Origin of the sequence: Bradyrhizobium sp. RDI18, assembly GCF_043203335.1 — a bacterium.
GTDB classification, from domain to species: domain Bacteria; phylum Pseudomonadota; class Alphaproteobacteria; order Rhizobiales; family Xanthobacteraceae; genus Bradyrhizobium; species Bradyrhizobium retamae.
Genome location: NZ_JBICRN010000008.1, coordinates 2791728 through 2817864 on the forward strand (window position 1 = coordinate 2791728; position 26137 = coordinate 2817864).

Below are 26137 nucleotides of genomic sequence, written 5' to 3' on the forward strand. Positions count from 1 at the left end.
CAGCTTTCCACGAATACCCGCGTGATAATAACAGTCCGGCTCCGGCTTCGCCGTAGTGCGCTAAGTGGCTTCGCCGCAACATTATTCGTATCGGCTCTGCTCTAGGAAAAGGAGTTGCCGAGCATGCGTCTCGTGGAGGCTAAGCGAAGGCGCCATCCGCAATTCAATTCCGGTTCGGAAACCGTATCGGTACGCCCTTTCGGGTAGACTGGACGTCACCTGCCGTTCACAGCAAACGTTTCTGAGCGCGTTTTCGTGTGCACCAAGGCAGACGACTGCGAACATCAGCAGACCAAGGACCTCGCGGTGGATGGTTCTGCACGCCCACGACTCGTTACGCCGCCCATAGCTATCTCGTTATAGCCAAGAGCGTCAACACGTTTGAGCGCTTAACGACTGCCCTTCGGCGGCTATACAAACAACGCCGGCCTCGTGGAAAACGGTAACACGCCTCTGTGTTGGTTCTTGCACATTCGATGTTACCGCTTGGTCGCCGCAGACGACCTGCAGCCCAGCGAGCGCCAAATCCGCTTTCATGAGGAGCGCACAAACCATTGTCCAGGCGCCTACAAATGCAAGAAATCACAAGCCGGAGCGGGTCTCTGGGCGCGTTTGGTTGCGGGCGCCATGCAGACTACCCGCGTGTCTACTACCAGATCCGGTAGATGCCAACGCCAACTTGAGGCCCTAGCGTCCGGCCGTGTTCTCCTGCCGATCATCGAGGAAACAGTAGTGAACGCAAAGGACGAGAAGCTAAGAAACGGACAAAACGGCACACCATGACTGGCAGCACCAGGGTGGTTACGCAATGGACACCCTCAACCCAGGATCCTCGGTGTTCTACTTTAAGTGCCGCAGAAGGCGACGAATGGCGGGACGCGTATGCCTACGGAAAATCGATCAGGCAAAAATCCGCTTGTAGAACGTCAACCCACCGACGCGATCTCGGCGATCGATCGCGTTGCGAGATCGGATCCGGAGAGGGTTGCGCTGAGGTACGGCGCAGACGAACTTACCTACAAAGCGCTGCGATTAAGATCGGAAGCCCTCGCAAGGACGTTCCGAGAGCGGGGCGCTGACCGCTTAGTCGTTGGCTATTGGGGTGAGCGGGACCTCGACTGGGCGACGGCGGTAGTCGCAATTTTGAGGGCTGGAGCAACGTACCTGCCGCTCGATCCATCGTTACCGGCTTCGCGCGCATCATTCATGATCGAGCAGAGTCGCTGCGCGCTGATTATTGGCCCAGACCAGCCGGATTCGCTCAGCCTATTTCAGGCGAGCAGCAAAGGCACCACGCAATTCATGGCGATAGAGGCGGCGCTGCGCGAGGGCCAGACTTCGTCAGTTGTGCCACCATCGAGCGAGGATGGACTCGCCTACATTCTGTTTACGTCGGGTTCGACGGGCCAGCCTAAGGGAGCAACGATCGAGCGCGCAGCCCTAAACAATCATTTGGTGGCAAAGATTGATGCCCTAACCCTCACTCGGACCGATTGCATCGCGCAGACGGCATCGCACTGCTTTGACATCTCGCTGTGGCAGCTTCTGGCAGGGCTTAGCGTCGGAGGCTGTATCGCGATCATTGATGATGCAACACTGAAATCGCCAGTATCCCTTCTCAAAGCAACTCAAGGATACGGCGTGACGGTTGTTCAATTCGTTCCGTCGATGCTTGCAATATTTGTTGAATATCTGCAGTCGCTTGCGGCGGCTGAGCGAGCTCTGGACAGTTTGCGGATTATTTCAACGGTCGGAGAACCTCTAACACCCGGACAGGCGCGCGCGTGGCTTGCCTTATATCCCCGGGTGCCCATTCTCAATCATTACGGGCCGACCGAGTGCGCGGACGGCGTTACGCATCATCTGGTTTCCGTAGCGCCTGCGCTGGCTGATTCTTATGTGCCGATCGGCAAACCGATTTCTAACCTTGAGGTTTATGTCGCCGACGGACCGCGGCTGTGCAACACGGGAGAGGTCGGCGAAATCTGTGTTAGCGGCGTTGGTGTCGCTGCTGGTTACGTCAATGACGATGCCCGCACCAACGATGCCTTTGGGCCAAACCCGTTCTCAAACGACCCGTCGTTCCAGCGCCTATACAGGACAGGTGATCTCGGGCGCATTCGTTCCGATGGCCTTTTGGAATGTCTCGGTCGACGGGACCGTCAGGTCAAAATCCGCGGGCACAGAATTGAGCTGGGAGAAATCGAGGCCCGCCTCTCCGCTCATCATTTGGTACGTGGCGCCGTCGCGGTCGCCTCCGTCTGCGCAGGCGTAAAGCTTATGGCGAGAGATATAACCAGGGCCGAGGAGGAAACTGGATCGAAACGACTCATCGCGTATGTGTCAACTCCGGCTGAAGTAACGGAAGGCGAGCTTCAGAATTTTCTTGCCGAAGCGCTTCCCACCTACATGCTCCCAGAAAGGATCATCCACCTCGCCAGTATTCCACTGACCAGAAACGGAAAGGTCGATTTTGCGGCATTGCCGGACCCGACCAGTGTTCGCCCTCCATTGTCGACTCCATTCGAGGAGCCGCAAACAGAGCTCGAAGCCCACCTGTGTCAAATTTGGGCCGGCGTTCTGCGTATTGAGAACATTGGCGTGAAGGACCAGTTCATAAGCCTCGGCGGAGACTCGCTCCGGGCAATGCTCATATTGGGCCAGTTGCAGACCCAGCTCGGAGTGAGAACGGATTTCAGGCTAGTCCTCAATGGAACGATCCGATCTCTTGCGGCTTCGATCTCGGCCGGGGTCGGCTCCAAACCGCGCACAGCCCCGACGCACGGAAAGCTTATGCGATCGCCTCTGACGCGAGTTCAGGAGCACCTATGGTTTCTCTCGCAGCTCGATCCGTCTGCCAGGAACTACATCATTCAAGGCGGCCTGCGGATAAGGGGCATGATCGATCTGGCGGCGTTCAATCGCGCCTGGACCGATGTCGTTCATTCCCATCAGGCACTTTCGGCACGCTTTATCGACGAGGATGGTCCGGTTCAGCTTTTTGATGCTCCTCAATACGCAAGTCTTGAATTGGCTGATGCATCTCATCTCACGGCGCAGGAAGCTGAGGAGCTGGTCGCAGAGTTACGGCGAACAGAGCTGAACGGCAGCTTTGATCTCAGCCAAGGCCATCTTTTCGCGCGCGCATGATCCGTTTTGGCCCTGACAACCATCTCATACTGATCACCGCTCACGAAATTATCATCGATGCCTGGTCGATTTCTGTTCTACTCAGGGACCTTCGACAAAGGTACGTAGATGCCGCGGCGTTTTTGCCAGAAAACCGCGCCTCACTCTCGACCTACGCGGTCTGGGAAACACAACACGCTACTTCAGAGGCGCTGGCCAACCAGCGTAGCTATTGGCGTCGTCAGATTGGCGATGATCCGCCGGTGCTTTCGCTTGGAACGGGACGAGCGCGGCCGCAGACAAATTCCTACCGCGGCGCCTCGCATGCGGTGCTGCTTGGCAGCGAGCTCTCCAATCAGGTACGGGAGTTTGCGCGCCGACATAGGTGCACCACGTCGACAACACTCCTCGCGTGCTTCAAGCTGCTGCTGCGGATGTATAGCGGCCAAGACGATATTATCGTGGGCATACCGCACGTCGTACGGGATCAACCTGGCAGCGCCGAAATTGTTGGCTTTTTCCTGAATATGCTGCCAATCCGCACCGCGATCGATGTCGACCAGTCCTTTGCGGTTCATGCCATGCGCATCCAGGGCCTGGTCGGCGATGCCATCGCAAATTCGGCATATCCGTTCGGCTGGATGGTAAGGGATACCCGGCTATATCGCGAAGCTGAACGATCACCGCTCTTCCAGGTCATGTTCAACATGTACTCCGAGGCCGCGGAGCCATTTGGCCAACATGAGTTGGATCTGACATTCCGCGAATATGAGACCGGCTATGTAAAATTCGATCTGACATTGTACGCACAAGATCACGGCGATGAAATTGCCCTCCAGCTCGCGTATGCGGAAGACATATTTTCCAGCGATCTGATTGTCCGCATGGCCGACAATCTGCGCTGTCTAATTGCAGCCTGCGTTGAGAAGCCGCTTGCGCCCATTAAAGATCTGAGCTGCCTCAGCGCGTCAGACGTCACTATGCTGGATTCACTGAATAGCTCGGCGCAGTCATATGAGACTGAATGTCCGCTTATCGAAGGTTTCGAGCAAATCAGCGTCTCTAATAGCAGCCAGGTGGCATATTTTGGTGATTTCGGTGAGATCACATTCGACCACCTGCGTGAGCGCGTAACAGCTATCAGGTTGTTACTGCAGGCTTCTGACGTGGGGGCTGGCGATATGGTCGCCATGCTGGTCGACCGGTCGCATGACGTGGCCGCTGTTATTCTTGCAGCACGAGCCTTGCAGTCCATTGTTGTCCCCATATCGCCGGATTATCCGCGTGATCGGATCGAACATATCCTGCGAGATAGTCAGGCAAAGCTTTTGGTTCACGCAAATACCTCTGATCTTGGTTTTGACGTGCCGTCGATTTGTCTATTGACCCTTGAAGGGTGCGGCGCGCCCGTGCACGATTTTGAGCGCAGCGACAAACCATCAGATCAGGGAATTGCGAGCCTCATATACACGTCGTCCTCAACCGGGAAGGCGAAGGGGGTGCTTATACCGGAATCGGCAATTCTCAATCGACTGAACTGGATGTGGCGACGCTTTCCCTTCGACAGTACCGACGTGATGGTTGTCCAGAAGTCCGCATCACTTGTTGCGTCGGCATGGGAGTACTTTGGGGGGCTTCTGAGAGGTGTGCCCGCGCTGATCTTGACCCAAGAGCAGTTGCTGGATCCAGATCTGTTGTTGTGCACGTTGGCGAGACGTCGCGTGACACACTTATTTGCCTCGCCGCCGCTCCTATCCGGCCTCATTGCTTCCCAAGAACGGCACCCGCGACCGACCGCCTTGCGGTTGGTCACGAGCAGCGCCGAACCGATGCCTTCCTCGCTCCCGGGTCGCTGGCACGCGTATTTCCCGGACGTGCCGTTGTGGAACTTCTATGGTGCTACGGAATGTGCATCCAATGCAGCAGTCTACGAAACATCGGATGCCTACGACGGCTCGTCGCTCATCCCTGTTGGGCGCCCAATCGATAACGTCAAACTCTACGTGCTCGATGCACAGTTGAAGAGAGTCCCTGTCGGAGTCGCCGGCGAACTCTGCATCGCGGGACGCTGCGTGAGCGCTGGGTACTGGCGGGATCAAGATCGGACTAACCGCTGTTTCGTGCCGAATCCGTATGATGACGGACAATACAGCGTTCTTTATCGAAGTGGCGATATCGCCCGTATCTCAACCAGCGGCCTTCTCGAGATTTGCGGCCGATCGGACAACCAGATCAAAGTACGGGGCTTTCGCATCGAGCTGGAGGAGGTCGAAACGGCCCTTGAGTCTCATCCCGCAATCGCAAAGGCCGCGGTCCTCGCAGAAGGCATGAATGACCATCGTCGCTTGACGGCTAGCGTGGTTCCGGCTCGCGACGGTCTAAGCTCTGGAGATATTGTCACCCACCTGCGCCACACATTGCCGTCCTACATGATTCCCGCCGCCTTCCGTTTGGTTGACACTATCCCGCTTACGGCGAGCGGAAAGATCGATCGTGCTCGCCTGTCGTCCGTTCCTTACCGCGAGGTCGGGCCTGTTCCATCTGCTGAGCCACGCACGAGGAAGGAGCGTATTCTTGCTGGGATCTGGCAGGATCTATTAGGCGCCAAGTGGGTCGGAATCGATCAGAGCTTTTTTGATATCGGCGGAGACTCTCTTCTGAGCGTGCGCTGCGTCACGCTGGCGCGCAAAGCCGGACTGAATCTCACTGTCGAGCAAGTCTATCGAACACCGACCATCAGGGAATTGGCGGCAGACGGAGCGGCGGTTACACTCCATACCTTCCCTTCCGCGGATGCCTCATTGCCAGTTATCCCGGCAATCTCATCTTGGAACCGTCTTGTCGGCTTCGATGAGCATTTCAACATCGGCGATCTGTTTTTCCTGCCCGGCGGCGTCCTGAATATCCGAATCCTGGAGCGCGCCCTTGCCCATGTCATGGATAGGCACGAAGGTCTCAGACTCCGTATTGCCCGAACTGACGATGGTCTACGTCTGACAATCGGACCTTCCGTGGCCGAGCGCCTCGTGGAGGAGATCGATCTGGTCGGAATGACCGACCTACAGCAGCGTAAGGCAATCGAGAGCGTCTCAGCAAGACGTCAACATACCTTTCGGTTTGACGGCCAGACGCCTCTTGTTAACGTCACGGTGTTCCGCACATCGCAAAGTGGCGATTACTACCTGCTGGTCCTGATGCATCATTTTGTAGCGGACGGGATAGGCTATCGACTGTTCCTGGAAGCATTGGATGGGGCGTACAACGCCCTTGCCTCAGGCCACGCCGTGAGTGGTCCCGAGAACATACAAATGCTCTCTCCATGGCTGAAGCGCCTTGAGCACTACGCCAACAGCGAAGCGCCAGCCGAACTCAAATACTGGGAGAGGATTGACTACCATCAGTTCAATTTGCACGTCAGCGACACTTCATCGAGCGGCGCGAGTTTTTCGAAAGTGACCGCGAGAGAGCTTCACCAAGCACGCCTTGAAGGTCGCATTGATGAAGCGAATTGCCGATCCCTTTGGGAAGATCAGGCCAAGTACCATCTCGAGATTGACAAAGAAGCGACAGCTGATCTCCTCAATATTGCAGCCAGATTGGCACATTGTCAGGACTTTGATGTGTTTCTTGCCGCCATATCTGGCGCCTTTGGACGCGTTTTCGGCAACTATTCGCTCTGGATTGATAGCCTTACCTCAATCCGAGGTCGGCTGTTTGACGATCTCGATCCATCTCAGATCATCGGCCATATCAGCGAGCTCGTTCCGCTTCCCTTGAGTCTCACCGGAACGGAGCCCCGTCCCGATCGTGCTCGTTCAATATACCGCCAGCGCAATGCCCTGCCGCGCAGGGGAATAGGCTTTCGGGCCATGAAATTCCTAAACCGAGATCCAGCCGTGCGGAGCCGGATCGATCGCCTGCCCTTACCCAGAATTGGATTGAATTATCGAGCGGGTTTGCAGCGCCATTTTCCACGACGTCTCTTAGCCAAGGAACCTTCTCCAATCTGGATCGGCGCAGACATGGATGAAGCGGCCGTGATTCACCTCTTCTGGTTCGATGTCGGATATCAAGCCGGCCATCTCCAGATCGAAACGACGTATAATCCAACCGAGGTCGGTTATGAGGTGACCCGCAATCTTTGCACGGTATTGCAACAGGAGCTGTTGCAGACGATCAGCGAATTCGGAAGAGCTCGCGACACTTTCATCCATGAATGAGCCGGATGCTGAATTCGCCGTCGAGGGCGATCGCGGTGTCTTGCCGAAGAAAAAGCAGCACATCGATCTATCGGACCCTAATCTCTCGAGCCTTATCCTGCGGCTCGCCATTCCGTCTGTTGTTGGCTTATCGATCAACGCGTTACAGCAGGTCGTCAATGCGATCTTTGTTGGCGCACTTGGCGCGCAGGCGATCGCAGCTGTCAGCATGACCTTGCCGATCGTGGTCCTGCTCGCGGCAGCCGGACACGGGATCGGTGTTGGAACAGCGTCGTTGATATCTCGTCATCTTGGCGCTGGTGAGCACCTGGAGGCGAGTCGAGGCGCGAGTACTGCACTTGCGCTCGCCGCTCCGATCGGTATCACCTTTACCGTCGCTCTGCTTCTAAATCTGCGAGGGATCTTCGTAACGCTCGGGGCCACTCCAACCATCATGCCCGTGGCGCTCGACTACGCGGAGACGCTTTTGTTCGGGTACACCCTGATGCTTCTAAACATCGTCAACGGCTTCATCGTCAGAGCCGAAGGCAACACACGATTCAGCATGTGGACGATGATTACCGCCTTCGTACTCAACGCTGTGCTTGATCCCGTCTTCATATTCTTACTGGACCTCGGTGTGCGAGGCGCAGCCCTCGCAACGCTGGTATCTCAGATCGCTGCTATTAGCCTGTATATCGCGTATTTTGCGAAGCTTCGCGGGATAGTCCTCGTCAGGATATCTCACATCTCATTGCGAGCAGATCGCATCAGACAGCTCGCGCTCATAGGGGCGCCGGCGACTATGACCAGTATTTTATCTGCTATTGCCGTTATGCTCTTGTACTGGACTGCTGCGCCGTTCGGCGACGATTCCATCGCGGCCGTGGGAATAGCTGTGCGAATCTTGACGATCGGCGCACTGCCTATCACCGGCTTCTGTATAGGCTCTCAAGCTGTCCTGGGTTTCGGTTGGGGCGCGCGCGACTTTGCTCGTGTATTGAAGGCTGCGAAGTTCATACTCTCCATGACTATCGCTCTTGCCGTTGCGTATTCTGCGGCTGTTGTGATTTTTGCCCGGCCCTTGGTCAGGCTGTTCAGCGATAGCGATAAGGTCACGGAAATTGCCGTCTCGACCTGCATCGTCTTCCATCTCTTTTTTGGACTTTTTGGTATTGAGAGTTTCGTGATGACGATGCTTCAGTCGTTCGGGAGAGCACGCCTCAGTGCGGTTGTGTCCTTGGCGAGGCAGGGCTTTCTCTTCATACCGGCCGTACTGTTATTCCCGGTCGTATGGGGTTTCAGCGGCCTGTTGGCCAGTCAAGCAATCGCTGAACTGGGCGCCGGAATGATCGCGCTGTTCGTCATGTTCCACCAGTTCGCTGAGCTCAGACGAGCGCTCCGGCACCGTAACTTCAAGAGCGATCGAGCTCGCGGGTTGACCTGACAACGGACATCATCGGGGCCCAATGCATTGTCACGGGATGCTCGGTCTCGAAGATGGTTTGGTGAAGACCTCGTCAAAATGCTTCTTGTCGACCTCGTGGACACGGGCCATTCCGGCGTAGTCGAAGACGTTGCTGTGAACCGCCCAGAGCTCGTCTGCAAGCCGTTGCAGCGGCGGCGGCAAGTCGAGATAAGCGGCCGCGGTGTTTGACCGGACCGTATCGTCGCCAAATGGTGGGACTACAACGGCTCCTCGCAGCACCAAAATCTTGTGATAGGCATCGGCAAAGGTTCCATCGACGTGCCCCATCGGCCTGGCCACCTCCGCGGGCGGAATCAAGCTCGAGGATCGAGGCCGTTCCCTTGGTGACACCGAGGTCGGGTGCGACACCAACTTTCCCAAACGGAAGCGAATCGCTCCTGCTAGGCGTCATCGAGATGACATTGGTCGCGGAAGAAGATGACCTTGTGCTCGAGTAGCACCCTTTTGATCGCAGGAAATCGTCGGGTCCGGCAAATCGCCCGAGAGATTGATATTCCTGATTTCAGCGCCGATGGTGAGTCGCGCGAACCCGCTTCTTGCTCATGAGAGCTCAAGGTGCTCCACATAGTTGGTCGAAATGTTCCAGGATTCGAGACGGATCAGCATGCATGGCTGAACAATTCACTCAGCGAAGCTCGAAGCCGCCCCTCCTTGCGGCAGATGAAGGCTTGACCAGCCATGCCGTGTTGGGCGCGACGATCGGCAATATGCTCGAATTCTACGATTTCGGGACCTATAGCTTTTTCGCCATCCAGATCGGTCACGCGTTCTTCCCGGCGCAGGATCAGTTCGCCAGCCTTATGCTGTCGCTCATGACCTTCGGAGCGGGTTTCGTCACCAGACCCATCGGGGCCATTGTGATCGGCTCATACTCGGATCGAGTTGGACGCCGGCCCGCAATGACCGCCAGTTTTGTCATGATGAGTGCCGCTATACTCGTGTTGGCTGTGACGCCTTCGTACGACACGATAGGGATCGCCGCTCCGTTATTGGTTATTCTCGCGCGTTTGGTGCAGGGCTTCGCCCTGGGAGGCGAAGTTGGTCCGACGACCGCCTATCTGATGGAAGTGGCCCCGGCCGGACGCCGGGGCCTTGCCGTCTCGTTTCAGCCTGCTAGCCAACAAATAGCAGCAACGGCCGGAGCGCTGGTCGGAGAAATACTCTCCCTCACCATGACAAGCGAGTCGCTGGATGCGTACGGATGGCGGATCGCGTTTCTGCTCGGTGCCTGTACGTTACCGGTCGGATTTTGGTTGCGCAGGGCCCTGCCCGAAACGCTGCACCGACCTGAAGCGCCGGCCCTCTCCGTCGAGCCCGCAAGGAAATTGCGTGCCAGCCGCCGCATGATGAGCTTGGGATTGATCATTTTGGCCAGCTGCACGATTATCACCTATGTCACGGAATATATGACGACTTATGCACTGAACACCCTGCAAGTTGCCGCGCCTCTCGCCTTTGCGACCACGGTCGTCAGCAATGCAGTAGGCATTGCTGCCGCACTCCTGGGCGGTTGGCTGGCAGATCGGGCCGGACGCCGGCCCATCATGATATGGCCGCAGATCGCCGCGCTGCTGATGACCTATCCGGTGTTCTTGTGGATCGTAGAGAGCCGCAGTCCCATGGCGCTTCTCGGAGGTCTCGGCGCGCTCACCCTCGTCGGAACGATTCCGTATAGCGCCTTCTATGTTGGTATGGTCGAAGGCATGCCCAAGAGCATCCGCGGCGGCGCCTTCGCGACGATCTACGCGGTTGCGATAGCGACCTTCGGAGGCACAGCTCAACTCGTTGTCGCTTGGCTGACCCACGTTACTGGGAACGCGCTGGCGCCGGCTTGGTACATGCTTGTCGCTACCGCGGCCTGGCTCTGCGCCATGCTGATGATGCCCGAGACGGCACCGTCGAAAATTCGAGCCGCGAACGCGCGGAGCCCGTAACAGCTTTGGACAATGCGATAACGGGTTACGGCTCCAGCCAGGTTCCCAATCTCATGATGCGTTGCATCGGCTTCCGCTCTTTGCGGAGCCGGCCTGCCAGACGAGGGCGACGGGACGATGCCGGAGGATGGGCGCCGCGCCTTTAGCGACGTAAGCTTGCGTCCAGCCGGAATCGATTGCTTTCACCTAGTTCGTCCGAAGTTGGTGCGCGCCGAGTTCGATCCAGAAGCGGCGAGAGAATTTATCTCCGCGGAACGTTCATTCATGCTCAATGGGACTAATTGCCCGATCAGGCCGTTTTGCTGCGAGCACTTCATTACAGCACAGCCGTATCAGACTAAGTCGGTCAACTGGTACTGGCGTGGCTGGATGCCGAAGCGTTTCGGAAAACTACTTCATATCGCCGTCCATTGCGATGAGGATGGAATTATTAAGCTAATGGCGTATCGCACACCACGTCATCCGCGCCATTTTCGTGTAAGAGATCGCGGTAGAAAATTGCTTCGTGACCATGCTCGATGGGTATGCTTCCTACGAAAAGCCGGAACTCCAGCATCCAAAAAGTCTCTCGGATATGGACGCCGACGCTCAAGCTGCAACGTCTTTGTGAGCGATCGCCGCGCGGATGGCGTTTTCAGTCACAGTCGGGTATTTTTTGCGGATATCCGCACCTGAAACTCCACCTTCTGCGAATGACTTGATGCTGCGAACAGGAATGCGCCTGCCGGCATCCCCGGCTGACCCAAATCAATGACTGCTCTGCGCACAGCGACTATCCTATTGCCAATTTCTCGCACAACGAAAGCTGCGGTAGGCAGGGCTAGTCCATGAGAACTGCGCTGAAATTGCTCATTCTTGCGACGCCTTAATGCTCGCGGGCCAGCCCTTCTTCGCGCAAAGCCTACGAACTGCCCAGCTTGAAATCGTCGATGTCTCGCCAGCCCGGCTCTCCCGAATTCGCTCGATGCTGAAAGAGGATGTCGACGCGGAGCGTATGCAAGGCGCCGTACCGCCTTGCCGCTTGGCCTCACGGTTACCGAGTGAAGCCGAACTGATTGGCTCGCCGCCAGCGGAAAGCCTTTTCTCGAGCCCAACACCGCGCCGCCAGTGCAGAGCCTACAGAATCGTCGGTGATTAGCACTACTTTGGCATGTTCGTCAGTTTGGTGAGCTTATCAGCGTTGAAATGGACGGTCGTTGGAGGCTTCCGCCTGCTTGACGTAATTGGCCATCGCCGCGCTGTCGGGCTTGGCGGCAAGCCCATGGCCGATCTGGAACTGCCCATGGTCGGGCCGAGAATGAGGGCAAAGGTGGAACGATCTCGAATTAGACCAGCGCCTTGACGCCGACCCAGCCGACCTTTTTCGCATGACGGATGCGAGCGATGCCGGAAACTACCTTACAGAAGATGATCGGCGCGATCACCATCTTGATCGGCTTGATCAAGCCGTCGCCGAGCGCCTTGACCCAGTTATTGGTCGGAAGAGACGGCGACAGCAGCGGACGAGGACACCGATCAGGATCGCGATCAGCGCCTGGACATAAAGGAGGTTTCATCAGGGTCGATGACGCCCGCGCGGCCGCCGCAGTTCCGATCTTGTCATGATTTTCCTGCCCCAATACGAACTCGAATATCTGGCCGCCGCGCGTTGAGAGGCGGCCGACATCACACGAGCGGCCAGCTTGTCCGCTCCAAGACGACGATGTCGGAAGTCCGACAATCGGCAACTTCATCCAAAAGCAGGCAGTTACGCGCTTTCTCTCTCGCCAAGTAAGGCGCTCACCAGAATCCTTCGAGCGGCACGGCGATTGCTGGGATCAGGCGCAAACCCGCCGCAACCAAAGCGCTGGCAGCGGCCCCGTCTCAGGAGTGCCCGATGAGCCGCGCTCGATTGATCCCGATTAAAGCACTGATGGCGCTTATGCTCAGTGAAGAACCGGCGGACATCAATGTCGCGGTTGCCGCCAAGTTCACCGAGCCGGCCGGGGACATCGCACCCCTCAAGCAGAAATCTTGGTGCGGTTGGAGAATGACGCCAATAACCGAGCGATGCGCGCCTTCCGTAAGGGGCCCGTTAGCCTACGCAATCATTGCGCGAGCATGACCATGTGCTCTGTGCTCGAACGCTTAAGTTGACGCACATGGATGGCTTTTCGCCAGAAATCTGGCAGTCGCTCGGGCTCACGATCGAGCTCGCGAGCGTGACGACCGTGATCCTGCTGATCGTTGGCACGCCGCTCGCGTGGTGGCTAGCACGCTCGAAGAGCCTTTGGACTGAGGCGGTGGCCACGATGATCGCGCTGCCGCTGGTGCTGCCGCCAACAGTACTCAGTTTTTATCTGCTCGCCCTGCTCGGCCCGAACGGCCCGGTCGGCCTTCTCGCCTCTCTGTGGGGCGGGCGCACGCTGGCCTTCACCTTTGCGGGGCTCGTGGTCGGATCGGTTTTGTCCGCGCTGCCTTTGGTGGTGCAGCCCATCCGCAACACCTTCGCTGCCATGGGTGACCGCCCGCTGGAGATCGCGGCCACTCTGCGCGCCTCACCGTTATATGCCTTCTTCACGGTCGCCCTGCCTCTGGCGCGACCGGGTCTTTTGACAGCCGCCGTGCTTGGCTTTGCGCATACGATCGGCACGTTCGGCGTCGTGCTGATGATCGGCGGCAACATTCCTGGCCGCACCAAGGTGCTGTCGGCCTTTCTCTTCGACTTTGTCCAAGAGTCGCGCTGGCGCGAAGCAAGCTGGCTTGCCGGCGCCATGCTGATGTTCGCCGTTGCGGTAGTCCTCGCCTTAACCTTGATCGACAAATATAGCAGAAGGAGGAGCACGTGAGGACAGCCACACCGGGCCGGATTGAAATTGCCTTGAGTGGCAGTATCGCTAGCTTTCCACTCGATACGCGATTCAGCGTACCGGCCAAAGGCGTGGCGGCGATTTTCGGCCCGCCAGGCTGCGGCAAGACTGCGGTGGCGCGCTGCATCGCCGGCCTCGAGCGTCTGCCGGCCGGCTTCTGCGCCATCGATGGCGAGGTATGGCAGGACAAGACGACCTTCCGCCCACCGCATCTGCGTCCCATCGGCTATGTGTCTCAGGAGGCGAGTCTCTTTCCCCATTTGTCGGTCAGGCGCAACTTGCTTTACGGTGCGCCCAAACCCAAACCGACGCCGATCGCGTTTGATGAGGTGCTCGAACTGCTCGACCTGGCGCCGCTGCTCGACCGCTCTCCCTCGCATCTCTCCGGCGGCGAGCGGCAGCGCGTCGCCATGGGTCGCGCGCTGTTGTCTCAGCCCAGACTGCTTGTGATGGACGAGCCGCTTGGCGCGCTCGACAGCTGCGCCAAACGTGAGATTCTGCCGTTCGTCGAGCGCCTGCCCGAGAAGCTCGCGCTGCCGATGATCTACATCGGCCGTGACATGGCGGAGATCGAACGCTTTGCCGATCATCTCGTTATGATGGAGCGCGGCATGGTAACCGCGGCTGGGCCGCTGCATGTCTTGCAGACCGATCCTGCGCTGCCGCTTGCGGCGAGCCGCGAAGCCGCCATCAGCCTTGATGCCGTGGTGAGCGGCTATGATGGGCGCTATGGGCTTCTTATTCTCCGCCTCAAAGGTGCGCGCCTGTTGGTGCCGGCGCCGCCGCTTGCACCCGGCGTGCACCAACGGCTGCGCATCGCTGCCTGCGACGTCAGCGTCGCGCGCGAAGCACCGCGCGCAGGCTCCATCCTCAATGTCTTTCCGGCGCGCATCAGAGCCTGTTTGCCGCTCGGCGCGGCTGAGATCACGCTGGTACTTGCGCTCGGCACCGGGGGCTCGGGCACGGAGATTTTGGCGCGCATAACGCGTTTCTCCTTTGATTCGCTAGGGCTCAAGGATGGAGTGGACGTATTCGCCCAGCTCAAGCACGTTTCGCTGCTCTCGGCCTCTGAACCGCCACTGCAAACCATACCAGCTTCCACGCCAACAGCAGATCCTGGGGACAGGCAAGCGACGCCGCGGCGTGTAACGAGAAGCTCGGCACGAGAGGCGAGCGGCATCTTCTTAAGCCTCCACTCTTGTCGTGCCACGCATGTAACTTGACGGCGATATCGGAAGCTGGCAAAGCGACCCAGCATTCCACGGGCACGCTGGCAGCTATGCGCGTTTCAGTGTCGTCAACCAAGGCGCGCACCACGTTCCCGAACGGCACGCCGATTGCTGGGATGAGAAGCAAAGAGCCGCCGCGGCCAGAGCCATCGCAGCGGCCCATCCCTGGAATGCCCAATGACGCTTACCCGACTGATCCTGATCAACTCAATTCTGACGCTGCTTATGTTCGGAAATGCGGAAGCGGCGGAGATCGATGTGGCGGTCGCCGCTAACTTCACCATACCGTCCAAGGAGATGCAGCGTCGTTTAAGCAGAAGACTGGGCGAGGCCCTGTTGAGCTTTGGCGCGAGCGGACAGTTTTACAGCCAGATCACGCAAGGGGCGCCATTTGAGGTGTTTCTCTCGGCCGACAACGCCCGCCCGAGCAAACTGCTCGAGAAACGGCTCGCGGTTCCGGAAAGCCGCTTCACCTATGCGATCGGCAACCTCGTGCTCTGGAGTTCGACTCAAAAGTTCGTGAACGACGCGGAGACTTTCGCAAAACGGTCGATCTACAATCCGGCCGCGGCGCTTTATGGCGCAGCCGCGGAGCACGCTATTAAAGCGCTCGGCGCCTATGAGTCGACGCAGCCGAAGCTGGTCGCGGGATTCTCGCCTCTCTCTGGGGCGGGCGCGCCCTCGCCTTCACCTTCGGGCTTGTGGTCGGATGGGTTTTGTACGCGCTCTCTTTCGTGGTGCAGCCGCTTCCCAACGCCTCCGTGGCCAAGCTGGCTTGCCATCGGCATGGTGATGCTCGGCCTTGCGGTAATCCTCGCCGCAACGTTGTTCTAGAAGTGCAGCGCAAGGAGAGCACGTGAGGACAGCCACACCAGAGCGAATCGAAATCGCCTTCAGCGGTAGGCTCGCTAGCTTTGCGATCGATGCGCAGTTCAGTGAACGGGCCAAAGGTGTGGCGGCGATCTCCAGCACAGCGCGCATGACGCGCCGCTGCCTATGCGCTAAGGCTCAACCATGGAATGGACGTGTTCGCCCTGGTCAGGGGTCGTCTCATTGGTTCACGACCTCTGAACGCTAGGGCATCGCGCCATCTACGCCAGCAGTAGATGCTGGACGGGCAAGCGCCGCGGTTTGAAACGAGCCAAGAGGATCAAGCCCATGATCGCCAACCACGCCGAGATCTATCCCAAGCGCGTCGCGGCAATCCTCTATAGGCCCGAACAAGACGCGGATACGCTGCTTGCCGACTTCACCCAGGATCTCGCGCGGCAAGGCGTGCGCGTCGGCGGCATCGTCCAGCGAAACTTCAAGGGCGCAAGCGGCACGAAAACCATGCTCGCGCGCGACGTTGCGACGGGGCGCGAGATTCCGAGCTGTCAGCCACTCGGCAGCGGCGCCATTTCCTGCAAGCTCGATGCTAATGGGCTTGCCGATGCCGCAGTTGTCGCGTTCCGCGCGATCAAGCGGCACGTCGATCTCCTCGTGATCAACAAATTCTCCAGGAAGGAGGCGTCCGGCCAGGGCCTGCGAGGAATTTGCTGATGCGATCATGGCTGGCGTGCCGCTCCTCACCGCTGTTCCCGAAAAATACCATGCCGCCTGGCGGACTTTCACCGGAGATGTCGGCACGACGCTGCTGTGCTAGCGACAGGTCGTGGAGGGACGGTGGCGCGACATCGCCCTGCGCCTCCGCGCAACCGGGCGCATTCCACCCCGTTATCGGCTATTTACTGATCATCAGATCCGACAGCTTGATCACGGCGGGAGGACATCCACAATTTTGACCCCGAGAACGTCCGCGGCGGCCTCGATCTTGGCGAATGCAGCGACGCGCCAAGGCCCGTGGCCGCGAATTCAACGCCGATGATGTAGTTAAAGAGTTGCTGATGGACGCTGTGTTGCAACAGTTTGGGGCACCGCCTTTGGCGACCCCGCCGGCGTACGTCTCTCCTACGGCATCGAAATTACCGTCGAACATTTCGGCCCGCGCATGCGTCGCAATAGCAGCGAGGCTTATTGTTCACATTCCCGCGGCCGAAATGTTTGCTGTCCTCGGGGAGAGCGCCGATAACTCAATTCCCCAAAGCCGTCCGGATCGCCGTTACATCGCCAATGACAGACGCGATGTTACAGGAGGGCTTGGCGCGCTTGACATCGACCTCTGTGCTCGCGTTGAACGTGAAGTTTCTTCTCACACGAGGGCCATGAGCGAGCCTTGACCTCCCAGAAAGCAAGCCGCTGATGCTGCGAAGCAATCCATCGTGCGGCAGAAGGAGAGAATAGATTAGTTCGTCGCTCCGCTCCTCGCAATGATGAAGAGAGAGCGCAGCCGCGCTACGGCCGCATGAACATGAAATCCATCGCTGGATCGCAATTATCGGCGACGAAGCGCAGCTCCGACTGAACGTCGTCGACCGGCCGGATCTCGAGATATTTCGTGACCACACAACTAAGCAGCGCGCGGCAAACGCTGTCAGTCCCAAGACCTGCGCCCTCCGCCTCCGCAATGGCGGCGGAAAAATGACGTGTCGCGATTTCAGTTGCTGACATCCGTGCCTCCCAATTCTTCCAGATCACTCCTTATGCCTAAAAGCGTCTACGCTGCCTTTGATCCTGGTCAACGAATCTGGCTCGAGCTCGCTCGGCTACTATCCCCGATTCGGCATCGATCAAAACAAGGTCAGTCCCAGCTCCCGCTCCAACATCAGCGGTCCTCGTGCGCGTCGTGAGGGCGACCAGTGGCTTGGCGGAACATCGCCGCGCGCGCTGAGTTCATCTTAATTAAGCGCATTCTTTTGGCATTATAGCACACCCGAACATTTGACTTGGGCTAGTCGTTCAAAGGCGCGCAACCGGTCGAGCACGGCAACATATTCAGTCGTTGAAGCAGGACGGCAGGACCATTCAATCGAAACCATGCTGCTAAGATGCCTCCACGGCGAGCGTCCGATTGTTGCATTTCCGCCAGTTGAATCGCGAGATCACCTGGCATATCGCTTGCTTCGCCTGAGGCTGGAATCATCGGTTTCCACGCGAAGCAATCTTGTGAGGACAATATGCTTGGAATTGGAAGTAAGTTACCGTCGTTCGAAATCACAGGCGTGAAGCCCGGTTTTCACCTGCACGAGGAGAACGGGCAGAGCGCGTTCGAGACGCTGACGGAGAACAGCTTCCCTGGGAAATGGAAAGTCATCTTCTTCTACCCCAAGGATTTCACCTTCGTCTGCCCAACCGAGATCGCGGAGTTTGCCCGCCTGTCGAAGGATTTTGCCGACCGCGATGCGGTCGTGCTAGGCGGATCGACCGACAACGAGTTCTGCAAGCTCGCTTGGCGGCGCTCGCACAAGGACCTGCACCATCTGCCGATCTGGCAGTTTGCCGACACGAAGGGCGGGCTGGTCGATGGCCTTGACGTGCGTTCGCCCGACGGCGTCGCCTATCGCTACACATTCGTCGTCGACCCCGACAATACGATCCAGCACGTCTACGCGACCAATCTCAATGTCGGCCGGAGCCCAAAGGACACGCTGCGCGTGCTGGATGCCCTGCAGACCGACGAGCTCTGCGCCTGTAACCGCGAAATAGGCGGCGAAACCCTGAAAGTTGCTTGAGGCATGATGTCGATTGAACAGCTAAAGGACCAAATTCCCGATTTCGCCAAGGACGTGAGACTCAACTTGGCGTCGATGATGTCGGATGAGACGCTATTACCGCAGAGCAAATACGGGCTGTTGCTCGCCACCGCGATTGCGACCCGCAATCCCGTGGTGATCGGCGCAATAGAATCTGCGGCGGCCGTCGTGATGACGCCGGCCGCGGTCGCGGCGGCGAAATCCGCGGCCTCCATGATGGCGATGAACAACGTCTACTACCGCTTCGTTCACCTCGCCTCCAATCCGGAATACAAGACGATGCCGGCGCGGCTGCGCATGAACGTGATCGGCAATCCCGGCGTGGACAGGACCGATTTCGAGCTGTGGTCGCTGGCGGTAAGTGCCATCAACGGCTGCGGCGCCTGCATGGACGCCCATGAGAAGGCGCTGCGGGAGGCCGGCGTCAGCTCGGCGGCCATCCAAACTGTGGTCCGCTTTGCCGCGATCGTGCAGTCGGTTGCGGTTGCGATCGAGGCGGCCGGCATGGGCGTGACCCAGGGGTGGAGTGATCCACCCCCTCCGCGCTCTTGTTGAGGGTGTTCTGGAATCCAAATGCGGTTGATAATCCAACAACTTCAAGGCGCATTTGGAAAAAGGCGCTCCCTCAGCAATTTCAATAGCTTGGCAGCCGTTCCAAGTGAAAAACAGCGCGTCCGGTTGGAGCGCACGTTCGCCGCGCCTACCGTGAGGCGAGGCGTTCCATAGTGATCAGATCGAAGTTAACGAGCTCTGCAGCTTGGGTACTTTCGTCGGTATGCGGCTAAGAAGTCTTCGTCGGCGCAGATGCACCGTCCCGACGTATCTTTCGCCTTGGGATCGTGAAGATGCGACGCGAGTGGACGAAGCAGGTTAATCCGTGTGCTTGTGGTCTGCAGGTTCAGAAGCCCGGAAGCGTGCTTCACGAGATCCGCCGCCAACATTATGCCAGCGAGAGCCGACTGAAATGACATCGGCACAACGGCTCTCACAGGCTGCGCTCCGTCCGTCAGGCGCATGACAATCCCCCGCAGATTGCCCGCTGGTGAAACGATCGGACGGACTGGCCGACAAACTCTTTAAGGGCTTCGGACGGGATGTCGAAGGCCTTGGCGACACGCTCGACGAAACCTACATCCACCGGCCTGTTCGTCTGAAGGAGATCCCGGATCTCTTGTTGGGCCTCCGGCATCTTCAGCTCCTCAGCCATCTTCTCGTCCTCGTCCTTGATCTTCCCGTGAGGCAAGTAAAGGCAGGCCAGACATGCCCGCCCGTCATCAAAGCCGTGGCGCGATACCCCGAGATCAAGCTCCTGTGTCCAAGCGTTTACGATCCATTTCGGCAACGCCCCCTGCACGGCAATGCGGTCCGGAGCGTTGTCCAATGCGACAGCGACTCTTTCGAACATCCAATCGTTCCGGTCGCTCACATAGACGTCCCATTTGGCACAATGCGCCGACACTTGCAGCACTGTGTCCGCGAGCGCGGCACGCGCCAGATCCACTTTTGGTGAACCAACATCACATTGACCGGCCAGCACGTAGCGCTGCAGATTCGAAAGATCGACCTCCTCATGGTCCACCAGACGGAGCGATCCCTTAAGGCCCACTGCTCGAGCCAAGGCCCATATAGCGCCATTGCCGATCGCGCCGAGCCCGACGAGGTGAGTCTCGCCGATATCCGTTCCCTCAAAGCCCGGACCGGGTCAGGGGTGCCCTTGGCGTAGGTCAGCATTGACAGGTCGATAAGTTCGTCAGCGTCGCCCTGATCCAGCTGGTCGGCAAATACCGTCCGAAAGACGTTGGCTGCGGCGAAGCATGACGCAGCTCCTGCGCCAAACGGATTCATCGACTCGCCGGAGCCAACCAGACCGCGGCTCGAAAGCTTGGCTCTCCATCCGTCCGAGCCGATGAAGAAGGTCGGACACTTAGTGCGCGACGGACTGCTTCCAACGACCACGGAAACCGTGACGGCCTTCCTGGTCTTGGCAAGCTCGATCTCAGGATTTATGGACTTCGCCAGGAACTCCAGGATTGGACCATGATCCTTCGCCTTTGCATCGAGCGGCCGCAGCGCGATCGTCGGATAAAGACGCGACAACAGCCTGATGATCAAATCCAGACTGGCCCTGCCTTCCGGCGACTGCACGGCTGCGCCGTCGAAAGACACTCCGATCACTTGCGCGGCAAGCCTGTCCTCGAACGCTGAGATCTTGAAATTGGTTAGCACCCGCGACGCCGCCGACGCCGCACGGTCCATGAAGTTGGCCATGGCCATCGTTCAATCCTTGATTAAAATCATCCGCGTAACCTGGCCAACCGACAAGGCCACACTCCAGCCGCGTCAAGCCGGTACGATGCGACGTTCCTGAGATCGAAGGGCACTCGCGCGAAGTTCGGCACGACCAAAGACAAGCACCCCACCGTCGTGGCGATCGCGTATTCGTCGTCCGTGCTGGAATGATAGGCTCGGCCGGGATGACTGTGTATCTGGGCAATGAGCGCAAGCTTCTCCCGGTACAGCCATACATTTATGCGATGCAGCTCTTCAGGTCCTGTTACGACGCACACCCCGTCGGCAGTACGTATGTGGCGTTGGGCGGGAATGAGAGTCCTATGTACCTGAAAATGGTGCCCCGTCTGACGGCCTACCCAAAGGCCGAGACCTTCATGCCCTTCACGCCCCACTTTCCGCAGATGGCCATGGAGTTCGTCCACGCAGCCCCGCGGTACCGAGAGGACCGTAACGTCCGCGATCTGATTCATTCCGGTACGGCCAGTAATGAGGGCAGCACGTTCAGCGCCGGAATCTGGACCTGGACCTGCACCTGGTAATGCTCGATCGGCTTTACCCCGTGCTGCCAGATCTTTTCGAGGATAAAAGCTAAGGATCCTTCGCCAGAGCTTCGATGCATCAGCCATGAATCACCGGTGTGAGCGGGATTGTCGTGGTATTCGCGAATGCCGGGAAGACAAATAAATGGCCGATCATCAGGGCTGTTGTACTGAATCATGTTTGTCACTTGCACCCCGCCCTGCTGGGCCAGCGCCTGAATGGTTTCGGGAGTTGCGCCGGGGATTGCCGCACGGCGAAGCATTTGCACCTGGAGCAATTTGGCGGGTATCGGTTCGCGCGTGAAGGGGTCCACGAACCTGACGGAGGGCGGCCGCAGATCGTAATCCGTAAAATTCAGCACGATGGCAGCGACGATCGGAGGCGGTCTCAGCTTAGTCGCCGCGAAAACCACGAAGATTTCCGGAAACTCTGCGTCAAGCAGGATCCAGCCCCTCTTGCGATAGGCCGATTCCATGCTCCGATAGTTGGCAAGCTCCCGCTCGAACTTTACGCGCGAGACCTCGGGATCGACAGTTTGGAGGTCAGCCACCGGCCACGCCAGCCTTGAGACTCAGGAACAGCGTCACTTCCTTGCCAAACTCAAACTCGCCTAGCTTCTTGTCCGGATCCAACCGCTCGCCCGCTTCGTTCTTGATCTCCCAATTCTCGGGCGGTTGAGCCAGGTTCTTTGTCTCCTCCAGCGCTTTTTGGCGGGCCACATGCAGCGGCTGCTGCTCTACGGCCTTAATGACGACAGGCTGACCGTTCACGACCATCGTGATTTCGACGAAATCCGTGCCCTGATCACTTCCTGGCTTCTTCTCATTCTTCATTTTTGGTCCTTTTGTGTGTGGGCGGCGCTTGGAATCGATGCTGCCGATCGTATGCAGGGGACGACGTGCAAAAAAAGGGAGCATGCCACAAGGCGCAATCGAAAAGCCCTCATTTGACGCGTGCGTACGCAGTTTTCAGGCGTTAGCGCTCTTTCGTCCACATCTCCGACCCGTTGCGGCTTGAGTCGCCTAGACCGGCGGCCCGCCAGTGAGCAACATCCGGAACACGTCGTCGCCACACTGGCGCGTGTGGCTCAAGCTGGACAACCGATGCCTCGTGCCCTTCAACGGCTTGCCGAATGCGCCCCGAAGCGAACCCCGAAACGGAGGGATGTCGTCTGGTTCGCGCTAAACGAGGATCGGCCGCTCTGTGCCTGCGCCGGCATCGGGACCCACAACATTCCTGTTTACCGAGATGGCGAACGCGCCGAACGTGGGGAGCTGACCTGAATCGGCAGGAAGTCGGTCATGCCGTGACGAATGGTCGCGCAGTATCACAAGATCCGCGGCAACGAAGCTTCGATTATCAATGACATAGCGAGATGTGCACCATGTCACCAACCCGATAGGGTCAACAACAACGGGCTCGGTGTGGACTCACAGTTCGGGCACGTAAATATCCGGCTTTCGAGCCCTGTGCCCTCTGGTTCGATGCGTTACGAGCGCGGTTCGAGTGCCGCACCGCTTACAAGCGGGACGTTTTATCGATTCCGGGAACATACGCATATCCAACCCCGAAGGGGGCTGGGAGCGACTCCGGTGAAAGCCCCCTTTCCCGCCACAACAATTAATCTGGTTTGTTTGTCGGGTCTGCAACATACCCGACATAATCGTTTCGGCATGGGCAGCAAACCGAGACGCCGCCCCGCCGGCTGTCAGGTCGCTCGGTTGACAAACGCAAATCCGAGTCACGCTTGGCCTCTTTTTGATTGGCCATTTGCATGACGTATCGGCGCCGAGGCCCTGGTTGGGTTGCCGCCATTTTCATCACCGCGGTGATGTGGCTCGCCGTCGTTTCAGCGTTCATGACCTTGTGGTCCTGTGACGCTGCCGCTCCGTAATTTCCCGGAGCAGAAATAGTGCCCGCTTCCTATTGCTGGTGCCAGCAGCCGAGGTGAAGCATTTCAGCACGGACAAGCATAATCTGACCGGTAAACCGCAGAGCAAGCTGCGGCCATTCCGTTTGTGGGTAGCGAGCGCTTCGCGCTGACAGAAGCTCCAGTCCGCGCCGGCCGCCCAGCGCGAGCGACCGGCGACGGAAGGAGGATGACCTGCCTTCGGGGCTTTGGGGGCATAGAGGCCAGGCCGCCTCGCATGCAGTCCAGCACGCCTGGGTCAATGTCGTCTACCCGCAAAGGTCCGCGTATTGACGGTCTGACGAGGAACGTTCGGCGAGGGCGGCGCGTTTCGGGCCATGGATATCATCTACTGGATCGCCGGTTTTGCCGCCCTGGTCGTACTTGCCGCGGGCGGCTTCGCTCTCATACGAGAGATGCGCTGAGTTTCCACCAGCGCTTCGCGCGATCTATTGTTCATCTGGCTTTGGCTTACCCGTTAGATCGAGCGGCTGCTCGCCGTGCATATGCGCCATACCTGGCCGAGGTCGCGCATGTCAACCAGGGCGCCGCAGACCGGGCAGTTGCCGAGATGCTCGATCTCCGGCCGGTTCGGATCATCCATGTCGACGCCGGTGTAGCGCGGCAACTGCTGAGAGCTTTCGACATCCGCCTGAAATCCCTCGGGAAGATCCGGCGCGGTGGACTCATCGGATTGATTGCAGACCGGGCATGCCGCTCCGGCAGCGCCGCAGGTACAGGCGCGCGCGCCTAACCACGGCTGGTCCGGATGCTCCTCGCACACCCAATGACAGTTGTTGCAGCGGGCACACCACTTCATTGCAGTTCCTCCCTCTGGGCACAGAAACCAGCGCGGGAAAGGTCCGGGAGGAGATTCCCGCAGGGGTCCTGGAATTGCTACCATGCCGGGGCTGCGCCCGGACAAGGTCCTGCGCCTCTACAAGGATCTTGGCATCACCTCGCTTGACGAACTGAAAGCAGCTACCAAGCAAGACCGGATCAAGAAGGCCAAGGGGCTCGGTGCGGCAGTGCAGACGAAGATCCTGCACAATCTCGAAACTGCAAAGGGCAGCGCGGGGCTGCTTCATCTGCATCGCGCCGCCGCCCTGCTCGAGCATTCGAAGAAAACTCTCGAGAAGACACAACCCGAACTGAAGCACGTGACTATAGCCGGCGACTTGAGACGGAGCTGCGAGCTCGTCGGAGAGCTCGCCCTGGTGGCAGAAACGCCGGTTTCGGAAAGAACCGACCATCCGGGATTTGTCGGGCCTGAAGGTTTACGTGGCCGACCGCAAGCACTTGGGCGCTCTGCTCCTCCAGGCCACCGGATCGGCCGATTATTTGGAAGGGCTCCGGTCTCTCGCCGACACGAAGGGCATGAGGCTTGAGGTGCACGGGCTCCACAAAGGCCGAACCGTGATCGCCGTCAAGGAGGAGGACATCTACCGAGCTCCTGGCCTTCCCTTCATCGAACCCGAATTACGCGATGGCCGCAGCGAAATCGAGCGCGCGCTAAGAGGCAAGCTGCCGAAACTGGTTTCGATCATCCCGATTGAAGGGACGTTCTGAGGGAGCCCCAGGTACATGTCTGCGTCAGGATCGACGCCGCAAGGCCGATGCCGCGCGGGCTCGCTTCACGCGAGCCTGCGTCCGGACGTCTCAAGGCGCCCCGGGGCAACCCAGATCACGATAGAAGCTGCTGAACTTTTTGCATCAAAAGCGGATCATGCATATACACCGCCCATTCCAGCAGGGTCTGCCGCACGGTAGTCCCCAATATGCCATGAAGCGCCAGCCGATCGAAAACGAGTGACCGGTCCGCCTCAACACGCGCCGCGATGACGTCTGATAGCAAGCGTACGTCATATCCGCGCTCGGCCGCCTGCAGTGCGGCAATGAATATCTCCTCTTCGAGCCAGCTTCCTCCGAAGAAAATGATACCGGTTTCGGGTGAAGCCAGATTGTCCGTAAACCGCCGGTCGTGCCAAATGGAAAGGGCGTCAACGTCCAGCTGCGTCATCGAGTGAACGACTTGCTGACTACCAGTAATCCCGAACGGCTGGCATTTCCCGATGAGGGTCGACGCGACGGTGAACATCTCCAGGCCTGTCTGCAGTAATGAGAAACTGACGTGCCGCGCGGCAAGATCGGCCGAAGCCGGCGTTTCGCCGCGCCTCAGATTGACCAAAACCACCCGACTATGTCGTGGGTCTGCAAGCATCTACGTGTCAAATGACCTTGGCTGGATACTGCTCACGAGGCATCAGGCGGCCGCACTAACAAGATCCGATGACACAAGCACGGGGCCGTTGACATCGGCTTGTTTGTACATCCTGTGGAGCGTTTGTTCGGACATGTCGAGAAAGCCGGCGACCGCCATGGTCGATCCGACCTGCTGCGGAGCCGCGATCCGTCTCAATGGCCAGCCCGCGCGCCGAAGAATGCGCTCCATACGTGTATCAGTGACTGTCACGATGCTGTCTGCGCGCGCGCCGCGTACTGCCTCCATCATGGCGGCGAAGAGGATAAACGTTGCGCGGTTGAGACTATTGGGCGCCTGCTCCGCGACAAGACTGGTGTCCACGCAAAAGCGTGAGCTTTCGAGAATTCTTTCGTCATGCGGCGCTGGCGACCCGCCGAGCAGAACAGGAAAGGTGTCGGCCAACATGGTTGGTCCGGTCGTCGGAAGCAGACGAACCGAACCAACCGGCTCTCCGGCGTCTGCCATGAGAATGAGATAAGTCGGCCCGAGAGTGTCATACACATCGAGCTCGAATTCACCCGAGACCGACACTGACCAGTCGAGCCGGTCCTTGAAGACACGGCGCCGCAGCCGATACATCGCCGCGAGCAACTCCAGATGACGACCAAATTGAGAGGTGTGAAGTGCGATGGCATGCATAGCGACCTCCTGAAATTATCGGGAGGCCTCAAA

At 58.6% G+C, this 26137-nt stretch carries 20 protein-coding genes and 6 pseudogenes; 14 read left to right on the forward strand and 12 right to left on the reverse strand.

What is annotated here, in order from left to right; all coding sequences use genetic code 11:
• Positions 1–968: 968 nt before the first annotated feature.
• Together ACFXS9_RS22575 and ACFXS9_RS22580 are read left to right on the forward strand one after the other, a co-directional pair.
• Positions 969–7346, forward strand: a pseudogene (locus ACFXS9_RS22575) (amino acid adenylation domain-containing protein); the annotation flags it as partial.
• Complete coding sequence (locus ACFXS9_RS22580; protein WP_392699958.1) at positions 7342–8775, forward strand: MATE family efflux transporter; 1434 nt, start codon at positions 7342–7344, stop codon at positions 8773–8775. The pseudogene ACFXS9_RS22575 and the gene ACFXS9_RS22580, both read left to right, overlap by 5 nt.
• A 31-nt stretch (positions 8776–8806) precedes the next feature.
• On the opposite strand, the pseudogene ACFXS9_RS22585 reads toward ACFXS9_RS22580, so the two are convergent.
• Positions 8807–9330: pseudogene (locus tag ACFXS9_RS22585) on the reverse strand (TauD/TfdA dioxygenase family protein); the annotation flags it as partial.
• A 95-nt stretch (positions 9331–9425) separates the two neighbouring features.
• Between ACFXS9_RS22585 and ACFXS9_RS22590 the strand changes: the two are divergent.
• Positions 9426–10751: an MFS transporter gene (locus ACFXS9_RS22590; RefSeq protein ID WP_392692176.1), complete on the forward strand. Its 1326-nt coding sequence runs from the start codon at positions 9426–9428 to the stop codon at positions 10749–10751.
• Positions 10752–11339: 588 nt separating this feature from the next.
• On the opposite strand, the gene ACFXS9_RS22595 is transcribed toward ACFXS9_RS22590, so the two are convergent.
• Together ACFXS9_RS22595 and ACFXS9_RS22600 are read right to left on the reverse strand one after the other, a co-directional pair.
• Positions 11340–11468 carry a DUF433 domain-containing protein gene (locus ACFXS9_RS22595; RefSeq protein ID WP_082637901.1) on the reverse strand — a complete coding sequence of 43 codons (129 nt, stop codon included), beginning with the start codon at positions 11466–11468 and terminating at the stop codon, positions 11340–11342.
• A 466-nt stretch (positions 11469–11934) separates the two neighbouring features.
• A pseudogene (locus ACFXS9_RS22600) lies at positions 11935–12307 on the reverse strand (cation:dicarboxylate symporter family transporter); the annotation flags it as partial.
• Positions 12308–12892: 585 nt separating this feature from the next.
• On the opposite strand from ACFXS9_RS22600, the gene modB reads away from it, so the two are divergent.
• From modB to ACFXS9_RS22625, 5 genes and pseudogenes are all read left to right on the forward strand, one after another.
• Complete coding sequence (gene modB, locus ACFXS9_RS22605) at positions 12893–13579, forward strand: molybdate ABC transporter permease subunit (RefSeq protein WP_057847946.1); 687 nt, start codon at positions 12893–12895, stop codon at positions 13577–13579.
• Positions 13576–14823 carry a molybdenum ABC transporter ATP-binding protein gene (modC, locus tag ACFXS9_RS22610; RefSeq protein ID WP_392692179.1) on the forward strand — a complete coding sequence of 416 codons (1248 nt, stop codon included), beginning with the start codon at positions 13576–13578 and terminating at the stop codon, positions 14821–14823. Before modB ends, modC begins: the two co-directional genes overlap by 4 nt.
• A 264-nt stretch (positions 14824–15087) precedes the next feature.
• Complete coding sequence (gene modA / locus ACFXS9_RS22615; protein ID WP_392692182.1) at positions 15088–15663, forward strand: molybdate ABC transporter substrate-binding protein; 576 nt, start codon at positions 15088–15090, stop codon at positions 15661–15663.
• A gap of 324 nt (positions 15664–15987) precedes the next feature.
• Positions 15988–16474 (forward strand): annotated as a pseudogene (locus ACFXS9_RS22620) (DUF2478 domain-containing protein).
• A gap of 175 nt (positions 16475–16649) precedes the next feature.
• Positions 16650–17048, forward strand: a complete 399-nt coding sequence (locus tag ACFXS9_RS22625; RefSeq protein WP_392692185.1) for a hypothetical protein — start codon at positions 16650–16652, stop codon at positions 17046–17048.
• A gap of 115 nt (positions 17049–17163) precedes the next feature.
• On the opposite strand, the gene ACFXS9_RS22630 is transcribed toward ACFXS9_RS22625, so the two are convergent.
• Positions 17164–17379, reverse strand: a complete 216-nt coding sequence (locus ACFXS9_RS22630) for a hypothetical protein (protein ID WP_392692187.1) — start codon at positions 17377–17379, stop codon at positions 17164–17166.
• A gap of 506 nt (positions 17380–17885) precedes the next feature.
• Here ACFXS9_RS22630 and ACFXS9_RS22635 point away from each other — a divergent pair.
• Entirely contained in the window at positions 17886–18440 is a 555-nt protein-coding gene (locus ACFXS9_RS22635) for a peroxiredoxin (protein WP_057847949.1), read from the forward strand.
• Between the two features lie 3 nt (positions 18441–18443).
• The gene (locus ACFXS9_RS22640; protein WP_197427581.1) at positions 18444–19016 is read left to right on the forward strand and encodes a carboxymuconolactone decarboxylase family protein; all 573 of its coding nucleotides are present in this window, start codon (positions 18444–18446) and stop codon (positions 19014–19016) included.
• Between the two features lie 451 nt (positions 19017–19467).
• On the opposite strand, the gene ACFXS9_RS22645 is transcribed toward ACFXS9_RS22640, so the two are convergent.
• Complete coding sequence (locus tag ACFXS9_RS22645) at positions 19468–20067, reverse strand: ThiF family adenylyltransferase (RefSeq protein WP_392692191.1); 600 nt, start codon at positions 20065–20067, stop codon at positions 19468–19470.
• A gap of 230 nt (positions 20068–20297) precedes the next feature.
• Positions 20298–20636, reverse strand: a pseudogene (locus tag ACFXS9_RS22650) (E2 ligase fold family C protein); the annotation flags it as partial.
• On the opposite strand from ACFXS9_RS22650, the gene ACFXS9_RS22655 reads away from it, so the two are divergent.
• Positions 20566–20829 carry a hypothetical protein gene (locus ACFXS9_RS22655; protein ID WP_392700350.1) on the forward strand — a complete coding sequence of 88 codons (264 nt, stop codon included), beginning with the start codon at positions 20566–20568 and terminating at the stop codon, positions 20827–20829. The pseudogene ACFXS9_RS22650 and the gene ACFXS9_RS22655 sit on opposite strands and share 71 nt — an antisense overlap.
• Here ACFXS9_RS22655 and ACFXS9_RS22660 read toward each other — a convergent pair.
• Genes ACFXS9_RS22660 through ACFXS9_RS22670 form a run of 3 tightly spaced genes read right to left on the reverse strand, consistent with a single transcriptional unit; the run spans position 20756 to position 22126 of the window.
• Positions 20756–21223, reverse strand: a complete 468-nt coding sequence (locus tag ACFXS9_RS22660) for a Mov34/MPN/PAD-1 family protein (protein WP_392692194.1) — start codon at positions 21221–21223, stop codon at positions 20756–20758. The two genes, ACFXS9_RS22655 and ACFXS9_RS22660, sit on opposite strands and share 74 nt — an antisense overlap.
• The gene (locus ACFXS9_RS22665) at positions 21220–21843 is read right to left on the reverse strand and encodes a putative metal-binding protein (RefSeq protein ID WP_392692197.1); all 624 of its coding nucleotides are present in this window, start codon (positions 21841–21843) and stop codon (positions 21220–21222) included. Before ACFXS9_RS22665 ends, ACFXS9_RS22660 begins: the two co-directional genes overlap by 4 nt.
• The gene (locus tag ACFXS9_RS22670) at positions 21836–22126 is read right to left on the reverse strand and encodes a DUF2604 domain-containing protein (RefSeq protein ID WP_057847953.1); all 291 of its coding nucleotides are present in this window, start codon (positions 22124–22126) and stop codon (positions 21836–21838) included. Before ACFXS9_RS22670 ends, ACFXS9_RS22665 begins: the two co-directional genes overlap by 8 nt.
• Before the next feature lie 193 nt (positions 22127–22319).
• On the opposite strand from ACFXS9_RS22670, the pseudogene ACFXS9_RS22675 reads away from it, so the two are divergent.
• Positions 22320–22519, forward strand: a pseudogene (locus tag ACFXS9_RS22675) (SOS response-associated peptidase); the annotation flags it as partial.
• A gap of 1161 nt (positions 22520–23680) precedes the next feature.
• On the opposite strand, the gene ACFXS9_RS22680 reads toward ACFXS9_RS22675, so the two are convergent.
• The gene (locus ACFXS9_RS22680; protein WP_392692200.1) at positions 23681–24022 is read right to left on the reverse strand and encodes a hypothetical protein; all 342 of its coding nucleotides are present in this window, start codon (positions 24020–24022) and stop codon (positions 23681–23683) included.
• 82 nt (positions 24023–24104) lie between these two features.
• Between ACFXS9_RS22680 and ACFXS9_RS22685 the strand changes: the two genes are divergently transcribed.
• The gene (locus ACFXS9_RS22685; protein WP_392700351.1) at positions 24105–24590 is read left to right on the forward strand and encodes a hypothetical protein; all 486 of its coding nucleotides are present in this window, start codon (positions 24105–24107) and stop codon (positions 24588–24590) included.
• Positions 24484–24771, forward strand: a complete 288-nt coding sequence (locus ACFXS9_RS22690) for a hypothetical protein (RefSeq protein ID WP_392692203.1) — start codon at positions 24484–24486, stop codon at positions 24769–24771. Before ACFXS9_RS22685 ends, ACFXS9_RS22690 begins: the two co-directional genes overlap by 107 nt.
• A gap of 115 nt (positions 24772–24886) precedes the next feature.
• Here ACFXS9_RS22690 and ACFXS9_RS22695 read toward each other — a convergent pair whose 3' ends face one another.
• Both ACFXS9_RS22695 and ACFXS9_RS22700 read right to left on the reverse strand, forming a co-directional pair.
• Positions 24887–25396: a hypothetical protein gene (locus tag ACFXS9_RS22695; RefSeq protein WP_156434172.1), complete on the reverse strand. Its 510-nt coding sequence runs from the start codon at positions 25394–25396 to the stop codon at positions 24887–24889.
• Between the two features lie 69 nt (positions 25397–25465).
• Complete coding sequence (locus tag ACFXS9_RS22700) at positions 25466–26104, reverse strand: acyl-homoserine-lactone synthase (protein WP_392692206.1); 639 nt, start codon at positions 26102–26104, stop codon at positions 25466–25468.
• Between the last annotated feature and the right edge of the window lie 33 nt (positions 26105–26137).